Here is a 14,359-nt window from a genome sequence, read left to right as displayed (position 1 = left end):
GATCCGAGCAAGGGAGCCGACATGCCCAGAGCGTCCAGAACGACCGCATCCGAACGCGTCTCGATGGACGGCCTCGACGTCCGAACCGAGCACCTCGAGGGCGGATACTCCGTGTGCTTCGAGGAGCACGGCGCCGACGCCGACCTCGCCGCCCTGTTCCGGGGACTGCCCGACGACCGCGCGCAGGTGCCGCGGTGGGGATACGTCATCGACGGGAGGGTGACGTTCCGCTTCGCGGGACGCGAGGAGACCTACGAGGCCGGGGACGCGTACTACGTGCCGCCCGGCCACACGCCCGTCCACCACGCGGGCGCGGAGATCGTCGAGTTCAGCCCGACGGACGGGCTCCGGGAGACGATCGCCGTGGTGATGCGGAACCTCGAGGCCGGCGGCATCGCTGTCGCGGGGGGTGGCGCATGACGACCCAGCCTCGCGAGGTGCCCGGCCTGGAGCTCGCCGCGCTCGACGGCGGTGTCGCGACCCTGGGCTCGTCCGACCTCGACGGCCTCGGCGCGACGGTCGGGGGAAAGATGCTCGTCGAGGGCGACGACGGGTGGGGCGATGCGGTCCTCCTCTGGAACGGGATGGTCGCGCGGAAGCCCGCGCTCGTCATGCAGCCGACGTCGGCCGCGGGGGTGGCGGCTGCAGTCTCCTTCGCGCGCGACCGTGGGCTGCTGCTCGGCGTCAGGGGTGGAGGCCACCACGTCGCCGGCACCGCGATCGCCGAGGGCGGGCTGAACCTCGACATGTCGCGCATGTGCGACGTCGTCGTCGACCCCGAGGCGAGGCTCGCGCACGTCGGCCCCGGCTGCCTGCTCGGCGAGGTCGACCGGGCGACCCAGGAGCACGGTCTCGCGACGCCGCTCGGGTTCATCTCGGAAGTGGGCGTCGCGGGGCTCACCCTGGGGGGAGGCCTCGGCTACCTGACGCGCCGCTTCGGCTGGGCGGTCGACAACCTCGAGGAGGTCGAGATCGTCACCGCGGACGGTGAGATCAGGACGGCGAACCGCGCCGAGCATCCCGACCTCTTCTGGGCTGTCCGTGGCGGCGGGGGCAACTTCGGCGTCGTCACCCGGTTCACGTTCCGGCTGCACGAGGTCGGCCCGATCGTCTACGGCGGGCTGATCGGCTGGCCGTTCGAGCGCGCCGACGAGATCCTGCGGGCCTACCGGGCGATCACCGCCGAGGCACCGCGGGAGCTCACCGTCTGGATGGTGCTGCTCCACGCCCCGCCCATGCCGTTCGTGCCCGCCGAGTGGCACGGAAGGAAGGTCTGCTCGATGGTCGTGTGCTGGAGCGGAGACCTCGCCGAGGCGGACGCGGCGTTGGCGCCGATCCGCGCGATCGGCGACGCGGCGGTCGAGGTCCTGCAGCCGTGGCCGTACGTCCAGCAACAGTCGTTCCTCGACGAGAGCGAGCCCAAGGGGGCGCACTACTACTGGAAGACGGAGTACGTGGGTGAGCTGAGCGACGGCCTGCTCGACGCCGTCAGGGACACGTTCGCCGAGTGCTCCGTCCCCGAGGCGCAGGTCGGCTTTCTCCATCTCGGCGGCGCGCTGAACGATCGGCCCGAGGACGACGGCGCGGTGGGCAACCGGGACGTTCGCTACGTGATCGGGGTCAACGGCATGTGGCACCAGGGCGAGCCGGAGGCCGACGCCTTCCGCCGGTGGGTGCGAAGCGGCTGGGAGCGCGTGAGGCCGTTCTCGCTCGGGCGGACGTACGTCAACTTCCAGTCGGCCGACGAGGACGACGCGCGGGTGCGGGCGACGTACGGGACGAACTACGGGCGGCTCGTCGAGATCAAGCGGCGCTACGACCCCGGGAACCTGTTCCGCGCGAACAGGAACATCGACCCGCTCGGAGGGTGATCATGGAGCGGAACGACCTCGACGGGCGGCTCGAGGCTGCGCAGGCGGCCGTCCTCGACCGGCTTGCGCACGGCACACGCGCGCGACGGGTGCGCTGGTCGCGGGGGGAGACACGCGTGCTCGAGCTCGGCGACGGCCCGCCGCTCGTGCTCGTCCACGGCTTCATGGACAACGCCGCGCTGTGGGCGCCTATCCTGGGGCCGCTCGCCGCCCGGCACCGTGTGATCGCCGTCGATCTCCCCGGCCACGGGCTGGCGGACCCGTTCGACTACGCCGACGCCGACCTCCAGGACGTGGCGCGAACCTTCCTCCGCGAGGTCCTCGACGCGCTGGAGCTCGAGTCCGCCGCCCTCGTCGGCTCCTCGCTCGGGGGCTTCGTCTGCACGGTCTTCACGCTCGACGCCCCCACCCGGGTGACGAGCCTCGTCCTCGTCGGGGCGCCGGTCGGCGTGACCCGGGAGGTCCCGGCCCCCCTCTTCGTCATCGGCCTGCTCGCGGGTCTCCCCGGGGGTCGCGGCATCGCCCGCCGCCTGCTCTCGACGCCCACGCGCGAGAGCCTCAGGAAGCTGATGGGACAGATCGCGGTGGCACACCCGGAGCGGCTCGACGACGGGATGCTGGACGCCGACGTCCTGGGCCAGGAGCGGAACCGCGAGTCGTATGTCGGCATGCTGCGCTACCTCGGTGGCGCTCGCGGCCTCATGCCCCTCGTGGGACGTCTGGTCCTGGGCGAGCGGTGGGACGACGTGGCCGCTCCCACGCTGCTTCTCAGAGGCGAGCGGGACCGCTTCGTGACGTCCCGGGTGGAGGCGGCCTACCGGGGGATCGCCGCCCGGAACCCGAACGTCCGGATCGTCCCCGTCGAGGACGCCGGCCACCTGCTCTGGCTGGACGCGCCCGACGCGGTCGTGCGCGAGATCGAAGGGTTCCTCGAGGACGTCCCGGCCGGTGCGGCCGTCGCCTGAGCGACGCGACGCGCTGTCAGATTCCCCTGTCCGACCACTTGACCCACGTGGCCAGCGCGAAGGGGAGGCTCATCAGCAGCAAGACGATCCCGAGCACGTCGTGCCCGGTGACGAAGAAGACGACTCCGACGATGATCGCCGCGATGAACGCGCCAAGCGCAACGAGGAATCCCATGGCCACTCCTTCTCGGTCGAGTGGCGTGAGCCTACTGCGCCGTCCCGGACGATGACCATGCGCCGGAGCGGCTCGACGAGTCACCTGTGCGTCACTCGCCCTCGAGGTCCTCCTGGACGAGGCCGAACAGCACGCCGTCGACCCACGAGTCGTTCCGCCGATACGCCTTGCGGCGGACTCCCTCGCGCACCCAGCCCGCCCGTTCCGCGTGGCGCAGCGCGCGCTGGTTGAAGCCGTACACCTCCATCTGCAGCCGGTGGAACCCGACCTCGCGTAGCAGGTGCCTCTGGAGTGCTCGCGCGGCCTCGGCACCGACGCCCCGACCGCGGAACGCCGGGTCGACCGCCAGGCCGCCGACCGAGGCGATCCGGGAGCGTCGGTTCACGCGCTCCCACGTCACGGTCCCGGCGCGCCTGCCCTCCACCTCGATCACCATCACGCCGAACGCCTCCGGCTCGCGCTCGGCGCGGTCGATCTCCGCGCGGATCGCCTCCTCGCCCGTGGCGCGCACCGCGGCGAGGTACGGGCCGACGTCCTCGTGCGCGACGAGGGCTGCGAGGAACGGGACATCGTCCGGGGTCGCCGTCCTGAGCGAGACGTTCACCCCGCCGGTACCTCGGCGGCCCGCGCACGCCGGAGGCGGAGCGCGCCGGAGCCCAGCGCGACGCCGGCGAGGATCAGCGCCATCCCGGCGACGGCCGAGACGGTGACCCTCTCGTCCAGCAGCACCGCGCCGTAGACGACCGCGAAGAGCGGGATCAGGTACGTGACGAGGCTCATGCGTCGCCCGCCGAAGAGGCGCAGCATCCGGTAGAGAACGAGTTGCGCCATCACCGTGCCGACGAGCGCCAGCGCGAGCAGCGACAGGATCGCGTCCCCGTCGGGTGCGCGCGACGGGACCTGGACGAGGGCGAAGGGGAGAAGCGAGACGGCCGCCGCGAACATCGCGCCGGTCGCGAGCACGGGGCCCGGAACCCCGACCACGCTTCGCTGCCCGATCACGTTGCCGGTCGCGTAGGCGAGGGACGCGAGCACCACGGCGAGCGTCCCGGCGACCGCCCACCAGCCCCCCTCCGGGTGGAGCCCGGCGAGGACGGCGACGCCGACGAGGCCGAGCCCGAACCCCGCGAGCTGGGCGCGGGAGAGCGGCTCATGCGGTAGGAAGCGGAGCCCGAGCAGGATCGTGAAGAGCGCTACCGTCGACTGGGCGATCCCGGCGATCCCGGAGTCGATGTGCTGCTCCCCCCACGCGATGAGCCAGAACGGCAACGCGTTCGCGACCACGCCGATCACCAGCCAGCGTCGCCACGAGGCCCGAAGCTCCCGAACGGCGCGGCTGCCGCCCATCCTCGCCGCGAGGAGGCCGAACAGCACGACGGCCGCGATCGACGCCCTGGCGCACATCAGGGGCGCGGGCTCGAGGCCGCCCTCGACCGCCACCTTGATGAAGAGGTACGAGGCCCCCCAGACAGCCGCGAGAGACAGGAGCAGGGGCCAGTACCGGCTCACCCCGCCACGCTACCGACCCCGCAGTCTCGCGCCCGTCGCGAGGGCGGTCCCCCCGAGGATCAGCGCCAGCCCCACGAGCGCGGACGTCGTGATCTCCTCGTCGAGGAAGATCGCCCCGTAGACGAGCGCGAACGCGGGGACGAGGTAGGTGACGAGAATCGCCCTCGACGCGCCCGCGCTCGCGATCAGCGTGAAGTACAGGAGGTAGGCGACTCCCGACCCGAGCGCGCCGAGCGCCACGACGGCCGCGATCGCACCGGCAGAGGGGAGCTCGTCGGGAGCCTGGGCGATGCCGAAGGGCGCCGCCAGCACCGCGCTCACGGCGAGCTGGCCGAAGGAGAGCTGGAGCGGCGGCAGCGACCGGGCGACCGTGCGCCCCGCGTACAGCACGGAGCCTCCGTAGCACAGCGCCGTCCCGATCACCGCGAGCGCGCCCACGAGCTGGCCGCCTTCCTGGACGCCGACGAGGAGCACGACACCGAGGAAGCCGACGCCGACGCCCACCAGGCGAGCACCGTGCACCCGCTGCGTCCGGTCGATCCACGACGCCAGGAGCACGGTGAAGATGGGCGCAGCCGCCTGGATCACCGCCGTCAGCCCCGAGTCGATCCGCGTCTCGGCGAAGGCGAGGAGCCAGAAGGGGAGCACGTTGTTGAGCGCGGCCAGCGCGACGATCGGCACGAGGTGGCCCCGCAGCCCGCGGAGACCGCCGCGGCCCGCCACCAGCGGCAGGAGCACGAGGGCACCGACCGCGACGCGGACGAGGACGACGACGGACGGCTCGAGCTCGTCGACGCCCAGCTTGATGAAGAGGAACGAGGAGCCCCAGATCGCCGACAGCGCGAGCAGCAGGCCGAGGTCGCGCCGTGACACGCCCGTGACGCTAGAGCCTGTCCGGCCTGCACGCGCGACCACCCACCGGCCGGGCCCTCGACGGGTCTCCGTCATCCGGGCGCGCTCGGCCAGGCGCGGGCGGCCGCCGACCGGTGACGACAGGGCCCGGGGGTAGACTGACCTTCTGAGCCCGGTCGCGGAACAGCCGCTCCATCGCCAGCTCGGCCTCACGGACGGGGAGCTCGATCGCATCGTCAGCCTGCTGGCGCGCGAGCCGAACCATCTCGAGCTCGCGGTCTTCTCGCTGCTCTGGTCGGAGCACTGCGGCTACAAGCACTCCGCCCTCCTGCTGCGGCGGCTCCCGAGCGAGGGCCCCCACGTGCTCCAGGGGCCGGGTGAGAACGCGGGCGTGCTCGACCTCGGCGACGGTCTCGCCGTCGCGTTCAAGGTGGAGAGCCACAACCATCCCTCGGCCGTGGAGCCGTTCCAGGGCGCGGCAACGGGCGTCGGGGGGATCCTGCGAGACATCTCGGCGATGGGCGCGCGCCCCGTCGCCCTCCTCGACGGGCTGCGCTTCGGCGCTCCCGACGACCACTTCTCCCGCGCGGTCGGAGGTGTTGGCCATTATGGCAACTGCGTTGGCGTGCCCACCGTTGGCGGTGAGGTGGTGTTCGACGACAGCTATGCGTCGAACTGCCTCGTCAACGCGATGTGCGTCGGGCTGCTCCCCGTGGAGCAGCTCACGCGGGCCAGGGCGACGGGCGCGGGGTCGCTCGTGCTCCTCTACGGCGCGACCACCGGCCGCGACGGGATCGGCGGCGCGTCCGTGCTGGCGAGCGCCGAGCTGGGGGAGGGAGATGCCGACAAGCGACCCTCCGTCCAGGTCGGAGACCCCTTCACCGGCAAGCGGCTGATCGAGGTCTCCGTCGAGCTCGTCGAGCGGGGCCTCGTGCTCTCGCTCCAGGACTGTGGTGCCGCCGGCCTCGCGTCGTCCCTCTCGGAGATGGCGGCCGACTACGGGATCGACGTCCACCTCGACCGGGTGCCCCAGCGCGAGGAGGGCATGGAGCCGTGGGAGGTGATGATCTCGGAGTCGCAGGAGCGGATGGTGGCGATCGTCGCTCCCGACCGGCTCGCGGACGTGGAGGCCGTGATCGACCGCTGGGAGCTCCACCGCGCGGTGATCGGCGAGGTGACCGAAACCGGTCTCCTTCGCGCCCTGTGGGACGGCGAGGAGGTCGGCGCGATCCCCGCAGGCTTTCTCACGGACCACTGCCCCCGCTACTCGGTCGAGCGGGAGCCGCGGATCCCGCCGGGGGAGACGCCCACCGCCGTGCCGCCGACCGCGGAGGCCGTGCTCGAGCTGCTCGCCTCTCCGGCGCTTCGCTCGCGGGCCTTCGTGACGCGCCGGTACGACCAGCTCGTCCAGTCCCGCACGGTTCGCCGCCCGGGGCTCGACGCGGCGGTGCTCCGGCTCCGCCCGGACTGGCGCGGCCTTGCCGTCACGCTCGACGGGCAGGGACGCCTCGGCGCCCTCGACCCGCGCGTGGCCGGTCAGCTCGCGATCCTCGAGGCGGCGCGAAACGTGGCGTGCGTCGGCGGCGAGCCGCTCGGCTTCACGGACTGCCTCAACTTCGGCAACCCCGAGAAGCCGGAGATCGGCTGGGAGCTGGCGGAGTCGATCGAGGGGATGGGGCTCGCCTGCGAGGCGCTCGGCGTCCCGATCGTCTCGGGCAACGTCTCGCTCTACAACGACACGGACGGACGGTCGATCCCACCGACGCCCGTCGTGGGTTGCGTCGGTGTCGTGCCCGATGTCCGGCGCGTTCCTCGCGGCTGGCGCGAAGGCGACGCGCTCCTGCTGGCGCGGTCGCGCTCGCCGCTCACGCTGGCGGGCTCCGAGGCGCAGGCGCGCTGGGGCGCGCCGGGCGGTACGCCGTCGCTCGACCTCGCCTCGGAGGCCGCGCTCGTCGGGTACGCGACCCGTGCCGCCCGGCACGCGTCGCTCGTGCACGACGTGGCAGAGGGCGGCCTCGCCGTTGCCCTGGCCGAGGCCGCGCTCTGGAGCGGCCTGGGCGCGTCCCTCGAGCTCGACGACGATCCGCTCACGCTCTTCGGCGAGGTCGGCGGCCAGGTGATCGTCGCGGTCCCGTCGGACCAAGTCGAGCCCGACCCGACCGGGGGCGACGTCGACGTCAGGCGGATCGGCACGGTCGGCGGCCACGAGCTGCTCGGGATCCCGCTCGAGCGGCTCACCGAGGCGTACGAGGGAGGCCGCTGATGTGCGGCGTCTTCGGCGTCCGCTCGACCGAGCGCGACGTCGCGCGGCTTACCTACTTCGGGCTCTTCGCGCTCCAGCACCGTGGGCAGGAGTCGGCCGGGATCGCCGTCTCCGAGAGAGGCCGTGTGACCGCGCTCCGCGAGATGGGCCTCGTGCCACAGGTCTTCGACGAGGAGAAGCTGGCCGCGCTCCCGGGCGAGGTCGCGATCGGCCACACGCGGTACTCCACCACGGGAGGCGCCTACTGGTCGAACGCGCAGCCGCTCGTCCACCACGGGGCGGTTCGTACCGTCGCGCTGGGCCACAACGGGAACCTCGTCGACCCGACGCCGCTGCGAGACGAGCTCCGCGCGGACCGCGTGCGCCTCGACACGACGTCCGACACGGAGGTGATCGCCGCGCTCCTGGGTCGCGATCCCGCTCCGCTCCCCGACGCCGTCGCGGCGACGATGCGTCGGCTCGAGGGGGCCTACTCGGTGGTCGCGATCGCGGACGGCGTCCTCGTCGCCTTCCGCGACCCGCTCGGGGTCCGCCCGCTCACCCTCGGCCGGATCGGCGACGACTGGGTTGTCGCCTCCGAGACCTGCGCACTCGACCTGGTCGGCGCGGAGGTCGTGCGGGACGTGCTCCCGGGCGAGGTCGTCTGGGTGGACGAGGAGGGCTGCCACGCCGCGCAGGCGGTTCCGCAGGGCCGGACGGCGGCGTGCATCTTCGAGCACGTCTATTTCGCGCGGCCCGACTCCTCGCTCGGGGGGACGGGCGTGCACGCGGCGCGCGTAAGGATGGGGGAGAGGCTCGCCGAGGAGGCCCCCGCCGACGCCGACCTCGTGATGCCGATTCCCGACTCCGGCACGCCGGCGGCCGTCGGCTACGCGAAGAGGTCCGGCATCCCGTACGAGGAAGGGCTCATCAAGAACCGCTACGTCGGCAGGACGTTCATCGAGCCCGACCAGGAGCTTCGCAGACAGGGGATCAGGCTCAAGTTCAACCCGCTCGACGAGATCGCCGGGCGCAGGCTCGTGATCGTCGACGACTCGATCGTGCGCGGCAACACGATGCGCCAGCTCGTCCAGATGCTGAGCGAGGCGGGTGCGGCGGAGGTGCACGTCCGGATCTCCTCGCCGCCCGTCGTCTCGCCCTGCTTCTACGGGATCGACATGGCCGACGAGGCCGAGCTGGCGGCGGCGCACCGCTCGGTCGAGGAGATGCGGGAGCACGTCGCGGCGACGAGCCTGCACTACCTGTCCCTCGACGGGATGCAGTGGGCGACGGGCCTTCCGGAGGAGTCCGTCTGCCGCGCGTGCTTCACGCGCAGCTACCCGACCCGCGTGCCCGACGAGCGCCTCGCGGCGAAGCATCGCTTCGAGCCGACCGTCGCCCACTCGTAGCGGCACTCGCCCCCACCGCGTCGGAGCCGCGTTGGGAATACGCCCGGCCCGGCCCAGCGCTAGGCTCGGCTCGTGCCGTCAGAGAACCAGACGTACGCCTCCGCGGGGGTCTCCCTCGCGACGGCCGAGGCCGTCGTCGACCGCCTGCGAGCGGCCGTCGCCTCGACCCGGACACCCGGGGTGGTGGGAGGGTTCGGCGCCTTCGCCGGGCTCTTCGCGATCGACGGCCGGAGGCTGCTCGCCGCGTCGACGGACTCGGTCGGGTCGAAGCTCGTGCTGGCACGCCGCGCGGGGAAGCTCAGCTGGTGCGGCGCCGACCTCGCCGCGCACGGGATCAACGACGTCCTGACGACAGGCGCCGAGCCGCTCTTCTTCCTCGACTACGTCGCGGCGAGCACGATCGACCCCGAGCAGGTCGCCGAGCTCGTCGAGGGGGCGGCCGAGGTCTGCCGGGCCTCGGGCTGTGCGATCCTCGGCGGCGAGACCGCCGAGCTCCCCGGGATCTACCGGGACGAGGAGGTCGACTTCTGCGGCACCGTCGTGGGGATCGTCGAGCGGGAGGCGCTGATCGACGGGTCTCGCGCCGAGCCGGGCGACGTCGTCGTCGGGCTCCCGTCTGCGGGAATCCACGCGAACGGCTTCTCGCTCGTCCGCCGGATCGTCGGTGACGGCCCGTTCGACGCCGAGCTGCTGCTTCCCCCCACACGCTGCTACCTCGAGCAGGTCCGGGCGCTCAGGGCGCGCGCCGACGTCCGCGGGCTCGCGCACGTGACGGGCGGCGGGATCGCGGGCAACCTCGCGCGCATCCTGCCGCAGGGCGTCGGCGCGGTGGTCGACCCGGGCACGTGGGAGCGCCCCCCGGTCTTCGCGTGGCTCGCCGGGCACGGAGTCGCCGAGGACGAGCTGCGCCGGGTGTTCAACATCGGGATCGGCTTCTGCGCAGTCGTCCCGGCGGGTGACGTCGGTCCGGGCGACCACGTGATCGGCCGCCTCGAGGCCGGCGTCGAGGGCGTCGAGTGGGGCGACGCGTGATCGGCGTCCTGGTCAGCGGGGAGGGGACGAACCTCCAGGCGCTCATCGACGCGGGGCTGCCGATCGCCGCCGTCGCGTCCAACCGGCCGGGGGTGCGGGCGCTCGCGCGAGCGGAGGCGGCCGGTGTCCCGACCGCCGTGTTCGAGGCCGAGGACTATGCGAGCCGCGAGGAGCGTGACGAGGCGCTCGCGCGCTGGCTCGCGCAGCGCGGCGTGGAGCTCGTCGTCCTCGCCGGCTACATGCAGCTGCTCCGGCCGCGGTTCTTCGAGGTCTTCGGCCGGAGGATCGTCAACACACACTCTGCACCGCTGCCGGAGTTCCCGGGGCCGCACCCGATCGAGGACGTGCTCGCCGCGGGGGTGAGCGAGACGGCCGCGACGGTGCACTGGGTCGACGAAGGTGTCGACACGGGCCCGGTGATCCGAGTCGAGCCCGTGCCGGTCGAGCCGAGCGACACGCCCGAGACGCTCCGCGCTCGAGTCCAGGCCGTCGAGCACCGGCTCCTGCCGGAGGTCGTCAAGGAGCTGATCGCGGCGTGACGATCCGCCGGGCCCTGATCTCCGTCTACGACAAGACGGGAGTCGCCGCGTTCGCGCGCGAGCTCGTCGGGCTGGGCGTCGAGGTGCTCGCGTCGAGCGGCTCGGCGAAGCTGCTCAGGGACGAGCGCGTCCCGGTGATCCCGCTCGAGGAGCTCACCGGGTTCGGCGACCTGCTCGGGCACCGCGTAGTGACGCTGCACCCCGCCGTGCACGGCGGGATCCTGGCCCGCCGGGACCTCCCCGACGACCTCGCTCAGCTCGAGGCACACGGCATCGCGCCGATCGACCTCGTCTGCGTCAACCTCTATCCGTTCGAGCGCACCGTCGGCCGGCTGGACGTCCCGTGGGAGGACGCCATCGAGCAGATCGACATCGGCGGCCCCGCACTGCTCCGCGCCGCGGCCAAGAACCACGCGCACGTCGTGCCCATCTCCCGCCCGGAGGACTACGAGCCGCTGATCGAGGAGTTCCGGAGGAACGCGGAGGTCTCGGCCGAGACGCGCCGGACGCTCGCCGCGCGCGCCTTCCAGCGCACCGCCTCGTACGACGCCGCCGTCGCCGGCTGGCTCGGGCGAGACGACTCGTTCCCCGACACGTTCGTTCCCGTGTTCGACCGTTACCTCGATCTTCCCTACGGCGAGAACCCTCATCAGCGGGCCGCCTACTACACGCAGCGAGGCTCGAGGACGCATCTGCTGGCGCGCGTCGAGCAGCTCCAGGGGAGACCGCTCTCGTTCAACAACCTCGGCGACCTCTCGGCAGCGCGTCTCCTGATGCTCGAGCTCGACGGGCCGGCGGCGGTGATCGTCAAGCACGCAAACCCCTGCGGGGTCGCCGTCGCCGACACGATCGAGGAGGCGTACGAGAACGCGCTCGCCTCCGATCCCGTATCGGCCTACGGCGGCGTGGTCGTGCTCAACCGGGAGGTGGGGCCTGCGCTCGGCAAGGCTCTCGCCGCCCAGTTCGTCGAGGTGCTCCTGGCACCCGCCTACGACGATGAAGCGCTGGAGGAGCTCGTCGCGAAGCCAAACGTCCGCGTTCTCGTGGACGGGGAGCGGCGCGCGTTCGTCACGAGCGAGCGCGATCTGCGGCGGGTGCTCGGCGGCCTGCTCGTACAGGATCGAGACGCGAACGGAGACCCTCCCGACGCGATGGACGTCGTGTGCGGCGACCCCGACACCGCGACGTGGGACGAGCTCCTCTTCGCCTGGACGGTCGCGAAGCACGTCACCTCGAACGCGATCGTGATCGCACGCGGCGGTCAGACGCTCGGCATCGGGGCCGGGCAGATGAGCCGCGTGGACGCCGTCCGGATCGCGGTCGAGAAGGCGCGCGACCACGGTCACTCGCTCAGCGGGGCGGTGCTCGCCTCGGACGCGTTCTTCCCCTTTGCCGACGGCCCCGAGGTCGCGCTCCAGGCAGGCGTGCGCGCGATCATCCAGCCCGGCGGGTCGAAGCGCGACGCGGACGTGGTCGCAGCCGTCCGCGAGGCGGGCGCCGCCATGGTGCACACGGGTCGGCGTCACTTCCGGCACTGAGTTCGTTCGCGAGCGGGATGCCGCCGTGCGGATTCCCGCCGCTCGGGTCCCCCGCCGGCGGCGGGGGCAGATCCCTGAAGGCGTCCCGCTTCGCGGGCCGCAAGTGCTCATCGAGACTGCCTCGAAGCGCCGACGAGCTTCGAGCCCGAACCCGAACCTAGCCCTCCGGCGGGCAGGACCTGACCTCCGGGCAGCAGGAACCTTGGTACGGTTCCGCGGTCGCTGACACCGACGGCGCGCCGCACCCCGCGGCTATCGAGTCCACGCCGTCCCGTGCCGCTTCCCGCCTGCCGATGCCTCGTCGCCTCGTCATAGCCACGTTCCTGTGTCTGATCTGCGCGATCTGCGTGGCTCTGGCGGCACGCCCCGCGCACGCGGACACGAAGCGGCCACTCCTCGCCGGGAGCGTCGAGAGCCCGGCGAAGTTCGTGCTCCCCCCGAAGCCCGTGCGCGTGCCACTCGGCCAGCGGGCGGTGAAGCTCGCACGAAAGCAGCTCGGCGCCCCGTACGTGTGGGGCGGGGCCTCCCCCTCGGGGTTCGACTGCTCGGGTCTCGTCCACTGGGTCTTCGGGAGGCTGGGCGTCCGGCTGCCGCACAACGCCGCGGCGCTCTACTCCGTGGGCCGCTCCGTCCCTCGCTCGGCGCTGCGCGCCGGGGATCTCGTCTTCTTCAGCGGGCTCGGCCACGTCGGGCTCTACATCGGGCACGGCCGGATGATCCACGCGCCCCGGTCGGGGCGGACGGTGGAGATCCAGCGGCTCGACCACCGCTCGAACCCACCCGTCGGCGCCAGGCGCATCGTCCGCTTCTGACCCTCGGCCGGTCGCCCGGCGACTCGACGGTGATCATCTAGGCTTCCGCGCGCATGGGCCGCGAGTATCCGACCCTCCTCGATCTCGTCGGCTCGACTCCGATCGTGCGGCTCGTCTCGTTCGGGCGCGAGACCGGCGCCACGCTGCTCGCGAAGCTCGAGTTCATGAACCCCGGCGGCTCGAACAAGGACCGGATCGGCCTCGCGATGATCGAGGCGGCGGAACGCGACGGTCGCCTCCGGCCCGGTGGGACGATCGTCGAGCCGACCTCGGGGAACACCGGCGTCGGGCTCGCGATCGCCGCCGCGCATCGCGGGTACCGCTGCATCTTCGTGATGCCCGACAAGATGAGCCAGGAGAAGATCTCGACGCTGCGGGCGTACGGCGCGGAGGTGGTGATCACGCCGACCGCGGTCGAGCACGACTCCCCCGAGAGCTACTACTCGGTGTCGGACAGGCTCGCCGAGGAGATCCCGGGCGGCTTCAAGCCCGACCAGTACTCGAACGAGGCGAACCCGGAGGCGCACTACCTGACGACGGGCCCGGAGCTCTGGGAGCAGACGAGCGGCGAGATCGACGCGATCATCGTGTCCGTCGGCACCGGGGGGTCGATCTCGGGGATCGGGCGGTACTTCAAGGAGCGCAAGAGCTCCGTGCGGATCGTGGGCGCGGACCCCGAGGGATCGGTGTTCACCGCGGACGAGGCGCACCCGCTGCACCCGTACCTGGTCGAGGGCATCGGGAAGGACTCGTGGCCGAAGACGATGGACCCCTCCGTCGTGGACGAGTGGGTCCGCGTCTCCGACCGGGACTCGTTCCTCACCGCCCGGCGTCTCGCCCGCGAGGAGGGCCTGCTCGTCGGTGGCTCGTGCGGGTCGACCGCCTGGGCAGCGCTGGAGGTCGCCAGGCGGCTCGGCCCGGGGTCGACGGTGCTGATGACGTTCCCCGACGGCGGCCGCTCGTACCTCTCGAAGTTCTACGACGACAACTGGATGATCCAGTACGGCTTCATGGAGCGCCGCGCACCGGCGCCCACGGTCGACGAGGTGATCCGCTTCAAGGTGGGCGAGGACTCGGGCGTGCCGGAGCTCGTCGTCGTCGACGCGCACAGGAAGGTCGGCGCGGCGATCGACCTGATGCAGCGCTACGGGATCTCGCAGCTGCCGGTCGTGCGAGCCGAGCCGGTCGACGACCTGACGGACGTCGTCGGCTCGCTCCAGGAGCGGAGCCTGCTCGACCGCGTGTTCCGAAATCCCGATGCGCTGAACGACGACGTGGCCGTCGCGATGCAGCCGCCCCTCGCCGCTGTCGACGCCACGGCCTCCGTCGACGACGTGTTCACGGAGCTCACGGGGACGGGTGCCGCGGTCGTCGTAGCGCGTGCCGGCAGCCCCGTCGCGATCCTCACCCGGTCG

Annotated in this window: 14 protein-coding genes; 10 read left to right on the top strand and 4 right to left on the bottom strand. The window is 72.5% G+C overall.

Annotated elements, in window-relative coordinates; genetic code table 11:
- The first annotated feature begins 63 nt into the window (after positions 1 to 63).
- From VFO26_RS02295 to VFO26_RS02285, 3 genes are read left to right on the top strand one after another with little or no spacing between them, the layout of a single operon-like run.
- Complete coding sequence (locus tag VFO26_RS02295; protein ID WP_325113257.1) at positions 64 to 420, top strand: cupin domain-containing protein; 357 nt, start codon at positions 64 to 66, stop codon at positions 418 to 420.
- Positions 417 to 1,871, top strand: a complete 1,455-nt coding sequence (locus VFO26_RS02290) for an FAD-binding oxidoreductase (protein WP_325113256.1) — start codon at positions 417 to 419, stop codon at positions 1,869 to 1,871. Before VFO26_RS02295 ends, VFO26_RS02290 begins: the two co-directional genes overlap by 4 nt.
- Positions 1,872 to 1,873: 2 nt before the next feature.
- Positions 1,874 to 2,836, top strand: a complete 963-nt coding sequence (locus tag VFO26_RS02285) for an alpha/beta fold hydrolase (RefSeq protein ID WP_325113255.1) — start codon at positions 1,874 to 1,876, stop codon at positions 2,834 to 2,836.
- A gap of 16 nt (positions 2,837 to 2,852) precedes the next feature.
- Here the strand turns inward: VFO26_RS02285 and VFO26_RS02280 are convergent, their stop codons facing one another.
- The 4 genes from VFO26_RS02280 to VFO26_RS02265 form a co-directional block, all read right to left on the bottom strand.
- Positions 2,853 to 3,011, bottom strand: coding sequence for a hypothetical protein (locus tag VFO26_RS02280; RefSeq protein WP_325113254.1), 159 nt, complete (start codon positions 3,009 to 3,011; stop codon positions 2,853 to 2,855).
- Between the two features lie 91 nt (positions 3,012 to 3,102).
- Positions 3,103 to 3,615, bottom strand: coding sequence for a GNAT family protein (locus VFO26_RS02275; RefSeq protein ID WP_325113253.1), 513 nt, complete (start codon positions 3,613 to 3,615; stop codon positions 3,103 to 3,105).
- The gene (locus VFO26_RS02270; RefSeq protein ID WP_325113252.1) at positions 3,612 to 4,520 is read right to left on the bottom strand and encodes a DMT family transporter; all 909 of its coding nucleotides are present in this window, start codon (positions 4,518 to 4,520) and stop codon (positions 3,612 to 3,614) included. The genes VFO26_RS02275 and VFO26_RS02270 overlap by 4 nt, the downstream gene beginning before the upstream one ends.
- 9 nt (positions 4,521 to 4,529) lie before the next feature.
- Entirely contained in the window at positions 4,530 to 5,393 is an 864-nt protein-coding gene (locus tag VFO26_RS02265; RefSeq protein ID WP_325113251.1) for a DMT family transporter, read from the bottom strand.
- A 145-nt stretch (positions 5,394 to 5,538) separates the two neighbouring features.
- On the opposite strand from VFO26_RS02265, the gene purL reads away from it, so the two are divergent.
- From purL to VFO26_RS02230, 7 genes are all read left to right on the top strand, one after another.
- Positions 5,539 to 7,635 (top strand): phosphoribosylformylglycinamidine synthase subunit PurL, encoded by a 2,097-nt coding sequence (gene purL, locus VFO26_RS02260; RefSeq protein WP_325113329.1) that lies wholly within the window; start codon positions 5,539 to 5,541, stop codon positions 7,633 to 7,635.
- Positions 7,635 to 9,023 carry an amidophosphoribosyltransferase gene (purF, locus tag VFO26_RS02255; RefSeq protein WP_325113250.1) on the top strand — a complete coding sequence of 463 codons (1,389 nt, stop codon included), beginning with the start codon at positions 7,635 to 7,637 and terminating at the stop codon, positions 9,021 to 9,023. Before purL ends, purF begins: the two co-directional genes overlap by 1 nt.
- Before the next feature lie 72 nt (positions 9,024 to 9,095).
- Positions 9,096 to 10,055: a phosphoribosylformylglycinamidine cyclo-ligase gene (gene purM / locus VFO26_RS02250; RefSeq protein WP_325113249.1), complete on the top strand. Its 960-nt coding sequence runs from the start codon at positions 9,096 to 9,098 to the stop codon at positions 10,053 to 10,055.
- Entirely contained in the window at positions 10,052 to 10,594 is a 543-nt protein-coding gene (gene purN / locus VFO26_RS02245; RefSeq protein WP_325113248.1) for a phosphoribosylglycinamide formyltransferase, read from the top strand. The genes purM and purN overlap by 4 nt, the downstream gene beginning before the upstream one ends.
- Positions 10,591 to 12,132 carry a bifunctional phosphoribosylaminoimidazolecarboxamide formyltransferase/IMP cyclohydrolase gene (gene purH / locus VFO26_RS02240; RefSeq protein WP_325113247.1) on the top strand — a complete coding sequence of 514 codons (1,542 nt, stop codon included), beginning with the start codon at positions 10,591 to 10,593 and terminating at the stop codon, positions 12,130 to 12,132. The genes purN and purH overlap by 4 nt, the downstream gene beginning before the upstream one ends.
- 347 nt (positions 12,133 to 12,479) lie before the next feature.
- Positions 12,480 to 12,944: a C40 family peptidase gene (locus tag VFO26_RS02235; RefSeq protein ID WP_325113246.1), complete on the top strand. Its 465-nt coding sequence runs from the start codon at positions 12,480 to 12,482 to the stop codon at positions 12,942 to 12,944.
- A 53-nt stretch (positions 12,945 to 12,997) separates the two neighbouring features.
- Positions 12,998 to 14,359 (top strand): cystathionine beta-synthase (locus VFO26_RS02230; protein WP_325113245.1); only part of this gene is annotated, 1,362 nt, incomplete at its 3' end.

The organism is Gaiella sp., assembly GCF_035710885.1.
GTDB lineage: Bacteria > Actinomycetota > Thermoleophilia > Gaiellales > Gaiellaceae > Gaiella.
This window is presented reverse-complemented; position numbering and strand designations above follow the sequence as displayed.

Coding starts and splice junctions, on each gene's coding strand:
- VFO26_RS02295 (WP_325113257.1), top strand. CDS start 64: ATGGACGGCCTCGACGTCCGAACCGAGCACCTCGAGGGCGGATACTCC.
- VFO26_RS02290 (WP_325113256.1), top strand. CDS start 417: ATGACGACCCAGCCTCGCGAGGTGCCCGGCCTGGAGCTCGCCGCGCTC.
- VFO26_RS02285 (WP_325113255.1), top strand. CDS start 1,874: ATGGAGCGGAACGACCTCGACGGGCGGCTCGAGGCTGCGCAGGCGGCC.
- VFO26_RS02280 (WP_325113254.1), bottom strand. CDS start 3,011: ATGGGATTCCTCGTTGCGCTTGGCGCGTTCATCGCGGCGATCATCGTC.
- purF (WP_325113250.1), top strand. CDS start 7,635: ATGTGCGGCGTCTTCGGCGTCCGCTCGACCGAGCGCGACGTCGCGCGG.